The sequence below is a fragment of the Arsenophonus sp. PmNCSU2021_1 genome, assembly GCF_036919435.1.
GTDB lineage: Bacteria > Pseudomonadota > Gammaproteobacteria > Enterobacterales > Enterobacteriaceae > Arsenophonus > Arsenophonus nilaparvatae.
Genome location: NZ_JAZHPL010000009.1, coordinates 268155 through 282932, shown reverse-complemented (window position 1 = coordinate 282932; position 14778 = coordinate 268155). Strand labels below are relative to the sequence as shown.

The following is a 14778-nucleotide window of genomic DNA, read 5'->3' as shown; positions in this document are numbered from 1 at the left end:
GACAAGTCGTCGTCGGAGGCGACCATCTTGAAACAGCCAAACAGACCTTATCGCTACCCATTCCTCTAGAGCCGCAAATATGGATTAAAAGCCGCCAAGAGTTACTGGCACAACAAATCAAACAGGTAAACCAAATGATACGCCATAACAGTTTACCCAATAGCGGAATTGAGAACGGAAAAATACGAGTCAATCGCCTTGACCGCCAGATACCAGAAGGCATGGATCAGTTCTCAATGGAGCTATACAAACAAATGCCAGACGTTTCGATTACAGAGATTTTACGTGAGGTCAATGAAGATATTGGACTGACAGACAGTTTCACTCACATTCATAGTGGTTCACCGTGTGCAGATGAAATTGGTTTGCTTAATGTCTTGCTAGCAGGCGGCATCAATATGGGGTTAAAGAAAATGGCCTCATGCAACTCATCTAACATATCACCTTGGTCACTGATGCGCATCTCTAACTGGCATGTGACAAGTGAGACTATGACAGATGCTCTAGCTGTTGTCATCGAGAAGCATAAATACCTTCCTTTGGCGAGCGCATGGGGTGATGGCACAAGCTCATCTTCAGACGGCCAGTTTATGATAAGCGGCGGCTCTGGAGAAGCGATGAACGTTGTCAATGCCAAGTATGGCCTTGTCCCTGGCATTAAAGCCTATACACATGTCTCTGATCAATATGGAACATTTGCGCTGAAAAATATTCCAGCAACAGCCCATGAAGCGCCTTATATTCTTGATGGGCTTACGATGAATGATGCGGGGAAACGTATAAAAGAGCATTATGCAGATACCGGAGGATTTACAGATCATGTCTTTGCTATGTGTGCTTTGCTTGGATACCAGTTTTCACCTAAGTTGCGTAATCTCTCGTCTCTAAAACTCTCTGGTATGGATGGAGTTTCTGTACCCAAAGCAATGAAAGAACTTATCTCTGCTAGAGCCAATATCACCCGAATTGAAAAGCAATGGCCTGATATTATTCGTCTTATTGCCAGTGTTATGACGCATAAAGTTGTTCCGAGTGATATCTTGCGGCAGCTCGCTTCTTTCCCACGCCAAAACGAATTAGCTATTGCCTTGAGAGAAATCGGACGGATTGAACGCACAATATTTATCCTAAAGTGTGTTAGTTCTATGGCTATGCAACGTCGAACCCAAATGGGTCTAAACAAAGGAGAGGCTCATCATGCGTTAAAACGAGCGCTTAGCTTCAATCGGCGGGGAGAAATTACAGATCGCTTCTCTGAAAACCAGCATCTACGCATGATGCATCTTAATTTGCTCGCTGCCATAATAATCTACTGGAACACCAAGCATTTAGGACGAATCATTCAAGCTATGCAAAGGCAAGGTATCGAGATAGCACCGGAGAAACTGGCGCATCTATCCCCTCTTGGCTGGGAGCATATTATCTTGACGGGTTTCTATGAGTGGCAAGCAAAACTCTTAACGTAGTTCCCTGCACTTTCCCGCAAACTACCCGCTTATCATCAATAAATTGTTGGTAAATATTCTGGCCAAAGTTGCTGATAATGAAAAAACGGCACAGGCTTAATTCAGTAATGCCTCTAGAAGCGCTTGTAATCGATTGTGAGCCATTTTCCTGTGATTAGCCATGAGAGAATACCAGTAACAAAAAATAAACGCACCTGAGAAGATAAGGTGCGTTTTTGTATAGCTGGATTATGATGTCTGATATGTAATGAATAAATAGCGTATTTAATATAGCCGGTTTGTTTGCCATAATTCAATATGACGCTAGCAATTATTGAAGATATCCGATGAGTAAAAAATTTACCCCAACGCCACACGATAGTGTATTCAAGCAGTTTTTAAGTGAGAAAGAGACGGCAAAAGATTTCTTTACTGTCTGGCTACCCGATGAGATTAAGGCATTGTGTGACTTAGATAGTCACGAGTTTCGCACAGGCCTATAAAATTCTAGAAATGGCTTAAAAGTAATGATTAATCTGCAAGTTACTGAAATGCATAAATTCACTTAATTTACAATAAGTTATATTTAATTTATAAGGTTTTATCTATTTACATATTATGCTGAATTAAACTTAAAAATAGAGCGTTTTTTTATTGGTGCGAAACTCGTGATAGTCTGAAAGTAGAATCTGGCTCATTTATCGATAGTGAGATGAAAAATTACCAGAGTGATATTTTGTATTCAGTCAGAACCTCAAAGGGAAGTGGTTATATCTATGTTTTAATTGAAGCCCAATCCACTCCAGATAAACTTATCGCTTGGAGATTGATGCGCTATAGCATGGCTGCTATGCAGAAGCATTTAGATAATGGACACAAGCAATTACCGTTAGTTTTCCCTATCCTGTTTTATTGCGGTGAACAAAGCCCTCATCCCTATAGCACGAATTGGTTGGACTGTTTTCATGACAGAAAACTAGCAGAACGTATCTATACAGACCCTGTACACGATTCTGTGTAAATGCCTTTTCTCAGTAGTGACCGTCCAGGCGGTCACCGAACTCGATAATAAAGCGGCTCATCGCCATACGCCAGTCCCTAAGCGGCATTGTCCATTTCTGTGACGCCGCCTGGATTGCCAGCCACACCACCTTTTTCACTGCGTCATCCGTCGGGAACACCTTACGCTTTTTGATGGCATGCCGGATCACGCTGTTCAGCGACTCTATGGCATTCGTTGTGTAGATCACCTTGCGGATGTCTGCCGGGTAAGTGAAGAACGTCGCCAGGTTGGCCCAGTTTGTCTGCCAGCTCCGGCTTATCTGCGGGTAGCGGCTGTCCCATGCGCTGGCGAACGCTTCCAGCGCCTGCTGGCCTGCTTCTGTTGATGGCGTCCGGAAAGCCTTTCAGACCGTCGACACAGGCGATGAGGATATCGTTCAGACCACGGTTTTTTAGTTCTGTCAGCACACTGAGCCAGAACTTCGCGCCCTCGTTTTCGGCCAGCCACATACCCAACAGTTCTTTCTGACCTTCGATGTTGATACCGAGGGCCAGAAACACGGATTTATTGATGCGACTGTCCTGCCGGACCTTCAGGACGATACAGTCAAGATAAACAATAGGATAGACTGCATCCAGTGGGCGATTTTGCCATTCGGTAACCTGCTCCATCACGGAATCGGTGACCTTCGAGACCAGCGCCGGTGAGACATCCGCGTCATACAGTTCTTTGAACGCAGCCGCTATCTCGCGGGTGGCCATCCCTTTGGCGTACAACGATAAAATCTGGTTATCCATCCCGGAGATCCGGGTCTGGTTTTTCTTCACCAGTTGCGGTTCGAAAGAACCGTCACGATCGCGCGGAGTGCGTAGTTCCAGAGGACCATCGCCGGTGGTAACGGTCTTTGTGGAATAGCCGTTGCGGGAGTTGGCACCCGGTTTGGGCTGATTTTTATCGTAGCCCAGATGGTGGGACATTTCGGCGTTGAGAGCCGCCTCAACGCTGATTTTCTTCAGCAGACGATCGAACTGGCTGAGATCGTCTGGGGTTTTGAGATTTTTGGCCAATTTATTAGCCAGAGCCTGCAATTGTTTTTCGTCCATAAATTAACCTTCATTTGATGCTGGATTGAACATATCAAAATCAGGCAATTACACAAATTTATGTACAGGCTCCTCGCTGTGGTGGCACAATCGCCTGCATTTGGCAATGCGACTCAAGGCCACCTCCAGATGAAGATTGCCGCGTACCACATCAACCCCTGCCTCACATTGCACAACCAGGGCAGGTACGGCATCAATGTGATAATCGGTAAACGGTTGTGGGTCGATTTGCACGCCGTCTACCTGACCTGCTTCAACCAGGCTTTTGACCGCCTGAACGGTGGCAGGCATATTGTTATCGACCAAGCCCCTGATGGTAGCGGGAATAGCGAACCGTTTCGCTTCCTGCAACATGTTGATGAGCGCCGTTTGCGGAATAGAAAACGACACCAGATAACGCACCCCTGTTTTGTTTTTTTCACCTGCCACGGCTTGCTGTGCGTTTTTAAGCTGGTCGATAAATTGCTGGCTGTCCGCCGAGAGGGGGCGGTCTCGTAAAAAACCCGGTCGTTTCGCTGTGGCTTTTAACTGTGCCTGTAAGTCGGCTTGTTCATCTAACCATTCTCGATACACTTGCTGCTTTGTTTGTCTCTGCGCCTGACTCTCGGCTATCGTCTCATCCGGTTTGGGTTGACTTAACGCAGGGATGCTAGCGGTGAGTATTAATAGTGCGATGAGACCCGTTTTACGCTTTTTCATCGATTCACTCCTACAAAAAGACGCAATTACGTTTACGCCATAACAGATATCCACACGAGTTTCGCACGGGCATATAAAATTCTAGAAATGGCTTCAAAACAATGATTAACCTGTAACTTACTAAGACGTATAAATTTACTTAAATTACAATAAGTTGTTTTTAATTTATGAGATTTTTTCTATTTATATATTATGCTGAATTAAACTTAAAAATAACCTGAGTTCGGGATAAGGAATATAAACTTTTTCATTATATATTCAAGTAGTTAACTTAAAATAATTACATAAAGTAGTGCTTAATCTTAGTTTTTTTCATGATTTTAGCAGAGAAAATAGCTTATTTTTTAACCTGCGATCACTGAAGAACTTTCCGTTTTTCCTCATTTTATTGATTTTAAAAAGGTTTTATTGATAAGTAAGTTATTTTTATTTTCTCATAACTACCGCTTATCCCGAACTCAGGTTAAAAATAGAGCGTTTTTTTATTGGTGCAAAACTCGTGATCCAAAATTTTTCTTGCTATCCGGACTGTTGTGCCCCACTTCCCAACGCATTACGCTGCGTCCCATAGGATGACACAGCGTGGTATCCGGAAAGCGATTCACCATCTGATAACGCCAGCGAGATTTGGGTAAAATGGGGGAGGGATATTGCTGGCACACGGCATTGTCTTTGCCGACGCTTTCTAAAATCATGCCCTGGCGGTGTAATTTGAACGCCATTTTTTCAGAAACCAACACGGATGCCTGCAACGGGCTAATTTCGTTACTTATCCAGCCGTTAAAGGGGTACATCGAGCCGTGTGAGCCTGCACACCAAAAAAGGGCCTCGACAGGCAAATGAAAACCACTGGCAATCGCATCAGCGGCGCACGCGCCCTGGGCGATGGCATTGGCAAACACCACCGCTTCGGGGTTTAAAATGGTGGTGAGACTGCTATCGACCCAGGTCGGGTCAAGTTCGGACAGATAAGCAATATCCATGTCTCCCGCTTCAAGACAACCGAGCGAGGTAATAATATTCAACCAGTAGGTTAACGGGTATTTATACCAATGCACATGATAAAACGCGCCTGTGGTTTCTTTATCGCCATGACCGGAAGTGCCTTGCCCGATCTTCCCCAGATTAACGCTAATGCCACCTAAATTCACCAGGCAGCCTGGCGAGCGCGTCACATCCGTTAATGCCATCGGCTCCCAAAAGCCAATCGATAACCCAATGCGTTTAAAAAGCGGCGGCGGTGCAGGGCAAATTTGCAGCGGCATCGAGGGATTGTCGGTATCCGGCACATCGCCCGCACTGCCCACCGAGACGCTACCAATAGATATCGGGAACAAACATTTCCAGCAAATATCGGTAATGGGATTGACAAAGCGACCCTCACAGGCTGCATCCGCCCAGGTGCTTGCGTGCCAGAGAAGAAAAATAAGGCCGAGTAAAGGCGCGCGCTTCATGATGCCCTCACCGGAAAGGTTTCAATGCGTAACCGTAGACCACTGGCTGCCGCCGTGACTTTGCTCGGTACGGTCGTTAAGCCCAACTTTCTCGACAATACCCCTTGTTGGTCAAAATAGACGCGACGATTGAGGCTGTCGGCGGTTTTTACCACATCGCCGCCCACCAGAATAATCTTGTACAGCAACGTTTGTGGCTGTTGCGCCTGCATCCAGGCTACTTGTTTCGGGTCATCGCCATCAATAAAATACAAAGTCTGGTTAAACGGGATGAATTTGAGCGGATTAAATAGTTTCCCTTTGGGCGCAAACACGCGACCCTTATCATCTTTTAGGTCTTCGCTTAAACGGATGCTGGGGTCAAAAAAACGTTCGCTATAATGCTGTGCCACTGTTAAACCAACGGGTTCAGGTCGTGTTGGGCATGATGCCGCACACGCGCTTTAAAGGCGCGCATTTCCTTCTCCCACGACCCGTCATTCATTAATTGCGTGAGTCGTCCTTCAATCAGGGTGAGGATATTTCGTTCAGCAATTGGCCAGAGTTCGCCTGTGACACCAAAATCCCGAGCACAGGCCAACTGGCTAATGAAAAGTGCCACCCACAGTCCCCTTTTCATTGTTGGTGTTCTCGCATTTTTATTGCCACCTGCCGTTGGATGGTTTTCGTCACCTCCGGTGCGCCGACCACCACTGCGGGACTCACCAAAATGACGACCTGATTTTTTTGTTGATAATCGCGTAACGTGTTATCCAGCGTTTGAGTAAAACGGGTCGCCAATTGTTGGCTTTGCGCGTCGGTTAATTTTTTTTGGCTGGCATGGGTAAAAAACGTATCTACCGTGCCTTTCATGTCAAACGTCACCATCTTGGGGCAGTGAGATTTTATCAGCATCAGCGTTATCAAGATGGTCGCCTCCGACGACGACTTGTCATTGCTCGTTAGTACTGATATAACCTCAACTCTATTTTCTCAACCTTTTAGTCCCTTTTATGTCACCGCGTTTTAGTCATGTTTTTCAATTTGGTCAACGCTGGCTCAATTGGCTTAACCGTCAACCGCCTAATACCGTTCGCCCAGTTGTGATGCAAACCATGGTAAAGATTATGGCTTGCGGCACTTCGCTTATGGGATGGTCAATTTGGCGATGCCCTGACCCTGAATGTAATCATGAGAAGTGGGTTAAATTTACCTGCAAAAGCCGAAGCTGCCCTCATTGCGGCGTAAAAGCTTGCCTACAATGGATTAACAATACGCTGGCCTGGTTACCTAAAGTCCCTTGGCAACACATTACTTTTACCATGCCTGGTGAATATTGGCCTGTTATTCGCGCCAATCGGTGGCTGCTCGGTGAAATGAATCGATTAGCCGCTGATGTGGTATTAACTATCTGCCGTGATCTCAATATCACCCCCGGCATTTTCACTGCCATCCACACTTGGGGACGTGACCAAAAATGGCATCCACATATTCATCTTTCAACCACAGCCGGCGGGGTCACTAAAAATAACACCTGGCGAGATATGAGCTTTTATCGCGAAAACGTCATGACTATGTGGCAACATCGGATAACCGAATCGTTGAGAAAACATTATTACACCCTGACGATTCCTGATGAGCTTAAATGTGAAGGGCGAAGCAAATTTTCTTGGAATCGCCTACTTAACACTCACTACAAACGTGGCTGGAATATCAATCTCTCTAATATCCTTTCCAATATCACCCATGTCACCCTTTATCTCAGATTTTATCTAAAGAAAGCCCCTGTCTCGCTTAGTCGTTTAAAACATTATGCCGGTGAAGATAACATCACGTTACGCTATAAGAGTCACCGCACAAAAAAACAGGAAGATGAGGTCATAACATCCGACGAATTGATTACCCGGTTTGAGTCTCATGTACCTCAAAAATGGTTTCACATAATCCGCTATTACGGTTTTTTAAGTCCATCAGCCCCAATGCGAAAAATGTTAACAGAGGTTGTTTATCCGTTAATCCAGCAGGATCACGAGTTTCGCACCAATAAATAAACGCTCTATCTTTAAGTTTAATCCAGCATAATATATAAATAGACAGAATCTTATAAATCAAAAGCAACTTATTGTAATTTAATAAAATTTATGTGTTTTAGTAACTTGAAGATTAATCATCGATTTTAAGCCATTTCTAGTATTTTATACGCCTGTGCGAAACTCGTGAGGATAAAAAATCCGCTAAAAAAATCACCTTTCGAAACATGTATCGACATGTCTTTAAAGTCGATCCTCTGGCTTGTCTCTTATGCGGGAAAGAATTACCCTTCGCAGGAATGAATTTTGGATTGAAGCTTAAAGAGCTTATGGCTCGTCACGATGAATTGGCACGTTTGCGGTGGCAATAAAAACTCACTATAGGGTAGATTTATCTTTTGTTCAAAACTGATTAATAATTAATCGTTCCTTAACCCTTTATTCTGTTTTTTATCTCAACCTTCAAAAATAATTCTGGCAAAACTTAGAAAAAATAAAAATGGGTTCATCAGGGCATAGGTTAATTAGTAACCTTTTCTGGTATTAATTTCTTATACATGAACGTTAGGCGGCATTACTCGCAATCAGCACGTGTTGCACTACATCCATGCGGGAGAGGTTGACCCACTGGCCGCGCATTTTATCTGTCCGATTGATTAAGATAGTTATACGTTACTGCCTCAATAATTTACACACATAATCATTTACCTATATTATGATTTTTTTATCATTGTATGAGTACGTAAATAATGAATATATATGCAAAGACAGCATTAGCTGTCATTTCTATAACTCTTTTAACTTCATCTTTGTCTGGATGCGTGGTTAAAAAACCAGAGAAATCAAATGAGGGTGCTAATGATATTTTAAATGAAAAATTTTATAGCAGTTTAATTATTCCTGTCACCATCAATAATAAGTTATATCATTTTTTAGTTGATACGGGTGCGAGTATTACCATTATCGACGAAAAAATAGCTAAAGAAATAACACAGGAAGTTCCATACTCGTCCTTGCATCCATTCCATAAAAAAATTTTTTCAAACTTTAAAACGATTCACGATAAAATCGACATAAAAAATCTTAAATTTATTAAGCCAGTGAGTATGTTTATTGGTAAAGAAGAAATTAGTGATAATGAAATCTGGATTGCAAAAGATTTAACTCTTTTTACTCAAGCATCCGGAGCAAAAATAGATGGTATTATAGGGATTGATACCTTTAGAAAATTTAATTGGCAAGTTGATAATAAAAAAGGACAATTAACCCTACTTAGAAAATCACCGCCAATATCAACTTATTCATACTGCATAGCATATCAAGATGCTTATGGAGAATCACCCTACTTTTATCTAGATTATGGAAATAATGATTACATAAAGATAAGAGTTGATACCGGAAACAATGGGAGTGATCTTGGGTACGATTTTCTTGAATACTACAAACAACAAAAGGGTGAGATCACACCTATCAAACATAATGTTGCTGCAATGGAGGCAACCGGCCTTATTAAAAATCAAGATTATATACTCAAAGGCTTAAGATTTAACAATCATCCCCTTGGCGAAATAAGAATAACTGGAAATAATAACAATCAATACCTTCTGGGTATGAATTTTTTATCCCGCTTTAGTCGCTATGCGTTTATGCCAAGTAAAATGCTTTTTTGTTATGACACCAATTCATTGTATAAAGACAATCAATATCCCGTTAGAAATATTGCAATCAGGTATTATGATGAGCGCATAGAGGTTTTCTATAATGAAGATATAAAACTTGAGAAATATAATCTTAAAAATGGCGATACCATTAAAAGCATCAACGGCATAAATTATGCACCACCAGAAATTGACAAACTCCGTAAAATTATATCATTAACACCCAAAGGAAAACTAAATTTGATTATTGAACGTCAGGGAGTCAAGCAAAATATTGTTATTTAATTTTAAAACACCAATAGCACCCTTCTGCGCTTTTTCCTGTTCAGGAATATCACGGGTTATTGATATCCTCCTCCCGCTTTAGGGAGGCGGTTAAGCTCAAACCATACCATTCACATAGGGCATTTATTGTGTTTTCGAGAATGTTCTCAGTATGAGAAAAAATAATGTTTCCTTCATTACAAGAGAGGAGGATGTCAACTCAGTCGTTTGCTGGCGAGTTTATAAACTTCACTATGCTCACGTTTTCCAACAGCAACAACTGCAATGATTAACTCATCCTTAAAGACTTGATAAACAAGTCTGAAGCCAGATGATCTAAGTTTAATCTTGTAGCAATTTTGCATTTCTCTCAGCCTGGCTGCTGGAATATGCGGATTTTCAGCGCATTTCTTCAGTTTCCTGGCGAATTGCTGTTGAATGGAACGATCAAGACTGTTCCATTCTTTAAGTGCATCAGTTCTGAATTTAACTTTGTAGATCATACATAACGGTCCAGATTGACATCATGTAATGTCTGCTCTGCACGCTCTTTGACCAGGTTTGCTAACTCCTGGTCATCGATAAACTCTAACATTTGTTCATATAGCTCGGCAGGAATGCAGTAAAATGCAGGTTGATTACGATTCAAAATTGCAACCGGATACCCATCTCCTGAATTGACTGTTGCCATAGGGTTTGTTTTCAATTCCGTAATGCTTGCTGTTGTTGTACTAAGAATAGTCGTTGGCATAAAAACCTCACTAAGAAACCTATTTATAGGTTTTATTTTAACACCAAAAAACTTATTAACAAGTCTTTTTTAAATGCATTTCAGGAGATAAATAATGTTAAATGAAGAAGAATTTGAACCTTTATTGCAGTTTCTTAAAACCGGCCACAATCGGGCATTAACAAGCCAACCGGTAGGTATTGGGGAGGCACTCCAACGCATCAATATTGATAAAAAGTTTGGGGATTAAGTATGTTTTCTTCTTTACCTTTTGCTGGCATCCAACCTCACCTCAAAACAGTGATTCGCTGGATTTACCAAAAAACATTTTCGGCTAAAGACCGCATCGCTTTTTATGACCAGCTGGCCTTTTTGCTGGATAACAACAAATCGTTGCAACAGGCTTTTATCGATATGCGAAGCGTGGTCACCGATTTTGGCCGCAAGCATCATCCCTTTGCGGTGCTGTTGACCGATTGCCTGTCGGCGCTGGATGAGGGGCAGGGGGCATTTGAACTGGTGTTGCTGGATTGGCTACCGTCTCGGAGGCAACCTTAATTAGCTCTGGCATGTTATCAGGTAATCTGTCAGCGGCGTTGCGGCGTGCGGGTGAGATAGTCACAGGAAAAAAAAGGATGGTTACCGCCTTGCTTGGCGCGTTAACTTACCCGCTTTTTTTGCTGGGGCTAATTGGGCTGATGATGCACCTGGTCTGTGAAAAGTTCATCCCGAAGCTAGCCGGTCTCGTACCCAGAGAAAAGTGGACGGGCGCGTTAAATTATCTGACGTTACTTTCTGAGTTTGTCGTGGATTTTAAGTGGCTGCTGCTAATTGTGGGGCTCGCTGTGCTATGGCTTGTCATCTTGGTCAATGGGGAATTGGGTTAACCGAAAGGTGGCCGAGAACATCCCCCCCTGGTCAATTTATCGGTCAATTCACGGGGTTTACTTTTTGCTGAACATCACCGCACTGTTAAAGATGAATATTCCGGTGATACAAGCAGTCAGTATGCTCGCTGAAACCGCAAACCCCTGGCTAGAAAGACGCATTCAGGAAACCATTAATCGGATGCGCCAAGGTGCCCACCTTGGATTAGCATTAAAAAACACCGGCTACAACTTCCCCTCTCGTGACTGCGTTAACCAGATGCTGCTACTTACCGAAGGCGTGGGTGCTGAGGATAGCCTTGAGCATTATGCGCAAAGATGGCTTCTCCAGACGATAGCGCAAGTGAAGAAAACCGCCCTTTTGCTCACCGCCCTCTGCTTTTTAATGGTGTTTGGGTTTATGGCGCTGATGGTTTTTGCCAGCAATGACCTGAGCACGGTGGTTAATCAGATGCATTAACAATATCAATTCTATTTTTAACCTGAGTTCGGGATAAGCATTATCAATTATACTTGAAGATACGTACCTGCAACAGGTATCTTTGGTTTAGATGGCATTAAACAATATGCAACCAGTCCGCCTAATAAATTCACTACAAAGTTAGCCGGAGAGCGATGTCGCGTATGCTCTATTTGACAAAGATTTTTTAACTCATCAAATACCGTTTCAATGACAGAACGATGACGCAAGATGGCTTTGTCGAAACAAGTCTGTTTAATAGGCTTCATTTTCTTCTTGATATTCGTTATAAGGCTAATTCCCATCGTTTTGAGTTGCTGTTTCAGTGAAGCCGATAAATACCCTTTATCTGCGTACAAACAACCAGAAAGATCCTTTGTCAGCTCAGGCAATGGTTTCCGATCATCGGTGTTTCCTGGTGTGAGTCGAAAACTGAGTATTTCCCCCAAATGATTGATAATTACATGAAGCTTGAAACCAAAGAACCAACCTGTTGAATTTTTTCCCCGTTCAGCTATCCCATTGAAGACTTTATGTCTGCGGATCCGTAAGTTATCACACACCGCTATCGGAGTAGAATCGGCAACCGATAGCCCCGTGCATTTTCCCTTAATTGACTCAAACAGTGCCGTTAACGCTAAGGCACTACGCGGAAGTAACTCTACACAGCGTGAATAGGATGGCAAGTTAGGAAATTCCTTCCGGAGATATAAGCGGACATAATAGAGATAAAATACCTTGAATTGCCTGAATCGGAGTTGATGAAACAACACAACCAGTGTCATCATTTCCGCCAACGAAAGCTGAGTAGACCGTCTACGACGCTTAGTACCGTTAGTCAGCAAATATTCATGCATTTTTGGCTCGAAGTCTTTGCAAAAATCATCCATCAGGCAATAAAGTTCAGTAAGATTTTCCATAATTGTTTAACAATGCTCTACTCTTTAACCAGACTGTTAGAGTATTTTAACAAAACAGGCTCATTCAACTATTTGAATATCAAGACTTTCTCTTTATTTCTTATCCCGAACTCAGGTTATTTTTACTATTTTGAGGAAATTATGAACAACAAAAGAAATATTCATCGCGGTTTTGTGACGTTGGAGATTTTAGTGTCACCGATCATGCAAAACTGATCCACTAACGATCATCTAAAACTGATCCACTTGGTATTATTCGTACATTTTTGTACGGGTAATTTATGTTAACCAAGGAGATATTTGTGGATATTCATGTTCGCGTTGCACAAGGACAAAGCCTTCGAAAAATTGCCCGTGAATTGGGCATTTCCCGTAACACCGTAAAACATCATTTACAACAGCAGGGAATAATGCCAACTTATGCTAAAAGAAGTCAACAACCGAGTAAACTGGCACCCTTTAAACCTTATTTGCTTCAGCGAATTGAATTGGCTAAACCTGATTGGATCCCTGCAACAGTCTTATTTGATGAGGTAGTTGAAAGAGGTTATCAAGGCGGTATTGCTCAATTACGCCGATTTGTTTGTCAATTTAAACCAAGCATCGTTCCCGAAGCTGTCGTCCGTTTTGAAACACAGCCAGGTCAACAAATGCAAATCGACTTCACCACCATCCGGCGAGGAAAACAACCCCTAAAAGCGTTTGTTGCAACGCTCGGCTACTCGCGTGCGAGTTATGTAAAATTCTTTGATAATGAGCGAGCAGAATCCTGGCAACAAGGTTTAAAAGACGCTTTCGACTATTTTGGTGGTGTACCACAGGAAGTATGGTGTGATAACGCAAAAGCTCTCATCATCGAACGGGATGCTTATGCAGAAGGTGAACATAAATTAAATGTCGAAATGCTTCAGATGTCGAAAGATTACGGATTTAAATTGAGTGCTTGTAAGCCCTACAGGGCAAAAACAAAAGGTAAAGTAGAGCGCTTTAACCACTACTTAAAAAACAGCTTTATCGTACCATTAAATACCGACCTTCGTGCTCATAATCTTGAACTGGACATGGAGATAGCCAATGCAAAAGTGGGGCCCTGGTTACAACGAGTCGCTCATCAGCGGATTCATGGAACAACGTTAGAGAAGCCAGCAGATAGATTAGCTAAGGAAATTAAGTATCTTCTTCCTTTGCCAACAAGGATTTGCCAATCTATCCCGCAGACTGATACGCTTAATATCCGTATCGTACCGCCCCTTGAATCTGTCAGTTTGCAACACTCAATCAGCGTATACGAAGCATTGCTGGGAGGTGAACATGTTATTGCATGAACAAATTGAACACCTGTGTGAGTCATTGAAATTAAATTCTATTCCGACTCATTGGTCATCACTTGCCGAACAATGCATTGCCCAAGACAAAAGCTACGGAGAGTTTTTACTGTCCCTATTAAAATGTGAGCAACAACAACGAGATGAACGAACCCGTAATCTTTTGAGTCGGATGGCAGGATTCCCAGCACATAAAGAACTTAATACGTTCGATTTTAAGTTTGCAACGGGGATCCCCAAACAACACATACAGGAATTAAGCGCATTAACGTTTATTGAACGTAATGAAAATGTCGTGTTGCTTGGCCCAAGCGGTGTAGGCAAAACGCATTTAGCTATTGGGTTAGGATTAAAAGCAGTACAGGCCAAGAAGAAAACCCGCTTTACCACGGCAGCTGAACTGATGTTGCAACTCTCAACTGCCAAACGACAAAATAAGCTCAAACAATATCTATCACGTTCGGTGATGGCCCCGAAATTGTTGATTATCGATGAGATTGGATACCTGCCGTTTGGGCGAGAAGAAGCAAACCTGTTTTTCAATGTGATTGCCAAGCGTTATGAGCATGGCAGTGTCATATTGACGAGTAACTTATCATTTGGGCAATGGCCAAATGCTTTTGCTGATGACACAACATTAACTGCCGCTATGCTTGATCGTTTACTTCATCATTCGCATGTACTGCAATTAAGCGGTGAAAGCTATCGATTGAAAGATAAGCGGCGCTCAGGAGCAATGACTGAGTAAAAGTGGATCAATTTTGATTGATCGGATTTAGCTAAAAAGTGGATCAGTTTTCGGTGATCGTTGACATTTAGGA

At 42.5% G+C, this 14778-nt stretch carries 17 protein-coding genes and 3 pseudogenes; 11 read left to right on the top strand and 9 right to left on the bottom strand.

Features of this window, described 5'->3' with window-relative positions:
• Window positions 1-44: 44 nt before the first annotated feature.
• The 3 genes and pseudogenes from V3224_RS21340 to V3224_RS21330 all read left to right on the top strand — a co-directional run.
• Window positions 45-1466, top strand: a pseudogene (locus tag V3224_RS21340) (Tn3 family transposase); the annotation flags it as partial.
• A 326-nt stretch (window positions 1467-1792) separates the two neighbouring features.
• Window positions 1793-1948, top strand: a complete 156-nt coding sequence (locus V3224_RS21335; protein WP_334472560.1) for an Rpn family recombination-promoting nuclease/putative transposase — start codon at window positions 1793-1795, stop codon at window positions 1946-1948.
• A gap of 209 nt (window positions 1949-2157) precedes the next feature.
• Window positions 2158-2466, top strand: a complete 309-nt coding sequence (locus V3224_RS21330) for an Rpn family recombination-promoting nuclease/putative transposase (protein WP_334472558.1) — start codon at window positions 2158-2160, stop codon at window positions 2464-2466.
• A 10-nt stretch (window positions 2467-2476) separates the two neighbouring features.
• On the opposite strand, the gene V3224_RS30245 is transcribed toward V3224_RS21330, so the two are convergent.
• From V3224_RS30245 to trbI, 6 genes and pseudogenes are all read right to left on the bottom strand, one after another.
• A complete protein-coding gene (locus tag V3224_RS30245; RefSeq protein WP_442890888.1) occupies window positions 2477-2605 on the bottom strand; it encodes a hypothetical protein in 129 nt (42 codons plus the stop codon).
• A 9-nt stretch (window positions 2606-2614) separates the two neighbouring features.
• A pseudogene (locus V3224_RS21325) lies at window positions 2615-3551 on the bottom strand (IS256 family transposase); the annotation flags it as partial.
• A gap of 48 nt (window positions 3552-3599) precedes the next feature.
• A complete protein-coding gene (gene trbC / locus V3224_RS21320) occupies window positions 3600-4250 on the bottom strand; it encodes a type-F conjugative transfer system pilin assembly protein TrbC (protein ID WP_334472556.1) in 651 nt (216 codons plus the stop codon).
• Window positions 4251-4732: 482 nt separating this feature from the next.
• Window positions 4733-5704 carry a conjugal transfer pilus assembly protein TraU gene (gene traU / locus V3224_RS21315; protein WP_334472555.1) on the bottom strand — a complete coding sequence of 324 codons (972 nt, stop codon included), beginning with the start codon at window positions 5702-5704 and terminating at the stop codon, window positions 4733-4735.
• Window positions 5701-6323 (bottom strand): annotated as a pseudogene (gene traW, locus V3224_RS30240) (type-F conjugative transfer system protein TraW). Before traW ends, traU begins: the two are co-directional and overlap by 4 nt.
• The gene (trbI, locus tag V3224_RS21300) at window positions 6320-6610 is read right to left on the bottom strand and encodes a type-F conjugative transfer system protein TrbI (RefSeq protein ID WP_334472552.1); all 291 of its coding nucleotides are present in this window, start codon (window positions 6608-6610) and stop codon (window positions 6320-6322) included. The pseudogene traW and the gene trbI overlap by 4 nt, the downstream one beginning before the upstream one ends.
• 86 nt (window positions 6611-6696) lie before the next feature.
• Here trbI and V3224_RS21295 point away from each other — a divergent pair, with 86 nt between their 5' ends.
• The gene (locus V3224_RS21295; protein ID WP_334472551.1) at window positions 6697-7734 is read left to right on the top strand and encodes an IS91 family transposase; all 1038 of its coding nucleotides are present in this window, start codon (window positions 6697-6699) and stop codon (window positions 7732-7734) included.
• Between the two features lie 728 nt (window positions 7735-8462).
• Complete coding sequence (locus V3224_RS21290) at window positions 8463-9656, top strand: retroviral-like aspartic protease family protein (protein WP_334472550.1); 1194 nt, start codon at window positions 8463-8465, stop codon at window positions 9654-9656.
• Between the two features lie 194 nt (window positions 9657-9850).
• Here V3224_RS21290 and V3224_RS21285 read toward each other — a convergent pair whose 3' ends face one another.
• Together V3224_RS21285 and V3224_RS21280 are read right to left on the bottom strand one after the other, a co-directional pair.
• On the bottom strand, window positions 9851-10138 hold the full coding sequence (locus V3224_RS21285) for a type II toxin-antitoxin system RelE family toxin (protein WP_334472549.1): 288 nt from the start codon (window positions 10136-10138) through the stop codon (window positions 9851-9853).
• Window positions 10135-10386 (bottom strand): type II toxin-antitoxin system Phd/YefM family antitoxin, encoded by a 252-nt coding sequence (locus V3224_RS21280; RefSeq protein ID WP_334472548.1) that lies wholly within the window; start codon window positions 10384-10386, stop codon window positions 10135-10137. The genes V3224_RS21285 and V3224_RS21280 overlap by 4 nt, the downstream gene beginning before the upstream one ends.
• A gap of 94 nt (window positions 10387-10480) precedes the next feature.
• Between V3224_RS21280 and V3224_RS21275 the strand changes: the two genes are divergently transcribed.
• The 4 genes from V3224_RS21275 (at window position 10481) to V3224_RS21260 (ending at window position 11712) form a co-directional block, all read left to right on the top strand.
• The gene (locus V3224_RS21275) at window positions 10481-10615 is read left to right on the top strand and encodes a hypothetical protein (protein WP_334472547.1); all 135 of its coding nucleotides are present in this window, start codon (window positions 10481-10483) and stop codon (window positions 10613-10615) included.
• Between the two features lie 2 nt (window positions 10616-10617).
• Window positions 10618-10923 carry a hypothetical protein gene (locus V3224_RS21270; RefSeq protein ID WP_334472546.1) on the top strand — a complete coding sequence of 102 codons (306 nt, stop codon included), beginning with the start codon at window positions 10618-10620 and terminating at the stop codon, window positions 10921-10923.
• Between the two features lie 11 nt (window positions 10924-10934).
• Entirely contained in the window at window positions 10935-11252 is a 318-nt protein-coding gene (locus V3224_RS21265; protein WP_334472545.1) for a hypothetical protein, read from the top strand.
• Between the two features lie 64 nt (window positions 11253-11316).
• Window positions 11317-11712 (top strand): type II secretion system F family protein, encoded by a 396-nt coding sequence (locus tag V3224_RS21260; protein ID WP_334472544.1) that lies wholly within the window; start codon window positions 11317-11319, stop codon window positions 11710-11712.
• A gap of 47 nt (window positions 11713-11759) precedes the next feature.
• Here the strand turns inward: V3224_RS21260 and V3224_RS21255 are convergent, their stop codons facing one another.
• The gene (locus V3224_RS21255; protein WP_334467716.1) at window positions 11760-12632 is read right to left on the bottom strand and encodes an IS982 family transposase; all 873 of its coding nucleotides are present in this window, start codon (window positions 12630-12632) and stop codon (window positions 11760-11762) included.
• A gap of 281 nt (window positions 12633-12913) precedes the next feature.
• Here V3224_RS21255 and istA point away from each other — a divergent pair, with 281 nt between their 5' ends.
• Entirely contained in the window at window positions 12914-13957 is a 1044-nt protein-coding gene (istA, locus tag V3224_RS21250; RefSeq protein ID WP_334472543.1) for an IS21 family transposase, read from the top strand.
• Window positions 13944-14705: an IS21-like element helper ATPase IstB gene (istB, locus tag V3224_RS21245; RefSeq protein ID WP_334470228.1), complete on the top strand. Its 762-nt coding sequence runs from the start codon at window positions 13944-13946 to the stop codon at window positions 14703-14705. The genes istA and istB overlap by 14 nt, the downstream gene beginning before the upstream one ends.
• The last annotated feature ends 73 nt before the right edge of the window (window positions 14706-14778 follow it).

What these genes read in the sequence shown, in the direction of transcription:
- V3224_RS21335 (WP_334472560.1), top strand. Translation starts at nt 1,793, where the DNA reads ATGAGTAAAAAATTTACCCCAACGCCACACGATAGTGTATTCAAGCAG.
- V3224_RS21330 (WP_334472558.1), top strand. Translation starts at nt 2,158, where the DNA reads ATGAAAAATTACCAGAGTGATATTTTGTATTCAGTCAGAACCTCAAAG.
- trbC (WP_334472556.1), bottom strand. Translation starts at nt 4,250, where the DNA reads ATGAAAAAGCGTAAAACGGGTCTCATCGCACTATTAATACTCACCGCT.
- traU (WP_334472555.1), bottom strand. Translation starts at nt 5,704, where the DNA reads ATGAAGCGCGCGCCTTTACTCGGCCTTATTTTTCTTCTCTGGCACGCA.
- V3224_RS21295 (WP_334472551.1), top strand. Translation starts at nt 6,697, where the DNA reads ATGTCACCGCGTTTTAGTCATGTTTTTCAATTTGGTCAACGCTGGCTC.
- V3224_RS21290 (WP_334472550.1), top strand. Translation starts at nt 8,463, where the DNA reads ATGAATATATATGCAAAGACAGCATTAGCTGTCATTTCTATAACTCTT.
- V3224_RS21285 (WP_334472549.1), bottom strand. Translation starts at nt 10,138, where the DNA reads ATGATCTACAAAGTTAAATTCAGAACTGATGCACTTAAAGAATGGAAC.
- V3224_RS21280 (WP_334472548.1), bottom strand. Translation starts at nt 10,386, where the DNA reads ATGCCAACGACTATTCTTAGTACAACAACAGCAAGCATTACGGAATTG.
- V3224_RS21275 (WP_334472547.1), top strand. Translation starts at nt 10,481, where the DNA reads ATGTTAAATGAAGAAGAATTTGAACCTTTATTGCAGTTTCTTAAAACC.
- V3224_RS21270 (WP_334472546.1), top strand. Translation starts at nt 10,618, where the DNA reads ATGTTTTCTTCTTTACCTTTTGCTGGCATCCAACCTCACCTCAAAACA.
- V3224_RS21265 (WP_334472545.1), top strand. Translation starts at nt 10,935, where the DNA reads ATGTTATCAGGTAATCTGTCAGCGGCGTTGCGGCGTGCGGGTGAGATA.
- V3224_RS21255 (WP_334467716.1), bottom strand. Translation starts at nt 12,632, where the DNA reads ATGGAAAATCTTACTGAACTTTATTGCCTGATGGATGATTTTTGCAAA.
- istA (WP_334472543.1), top strand. Translation starts at nt 12,914, where the DNA reads ATGTTAACCAAGGAGATATTTGTGGATATTCATGTTCGCGTTGCACAA.
- istB (WP_334470228.1), top strand. Translation starts at nt 13,944, where the DNA reads ATGTTATTGCATGAACAAATTGAACACCTGTGTGAGTCATTGAAATTA.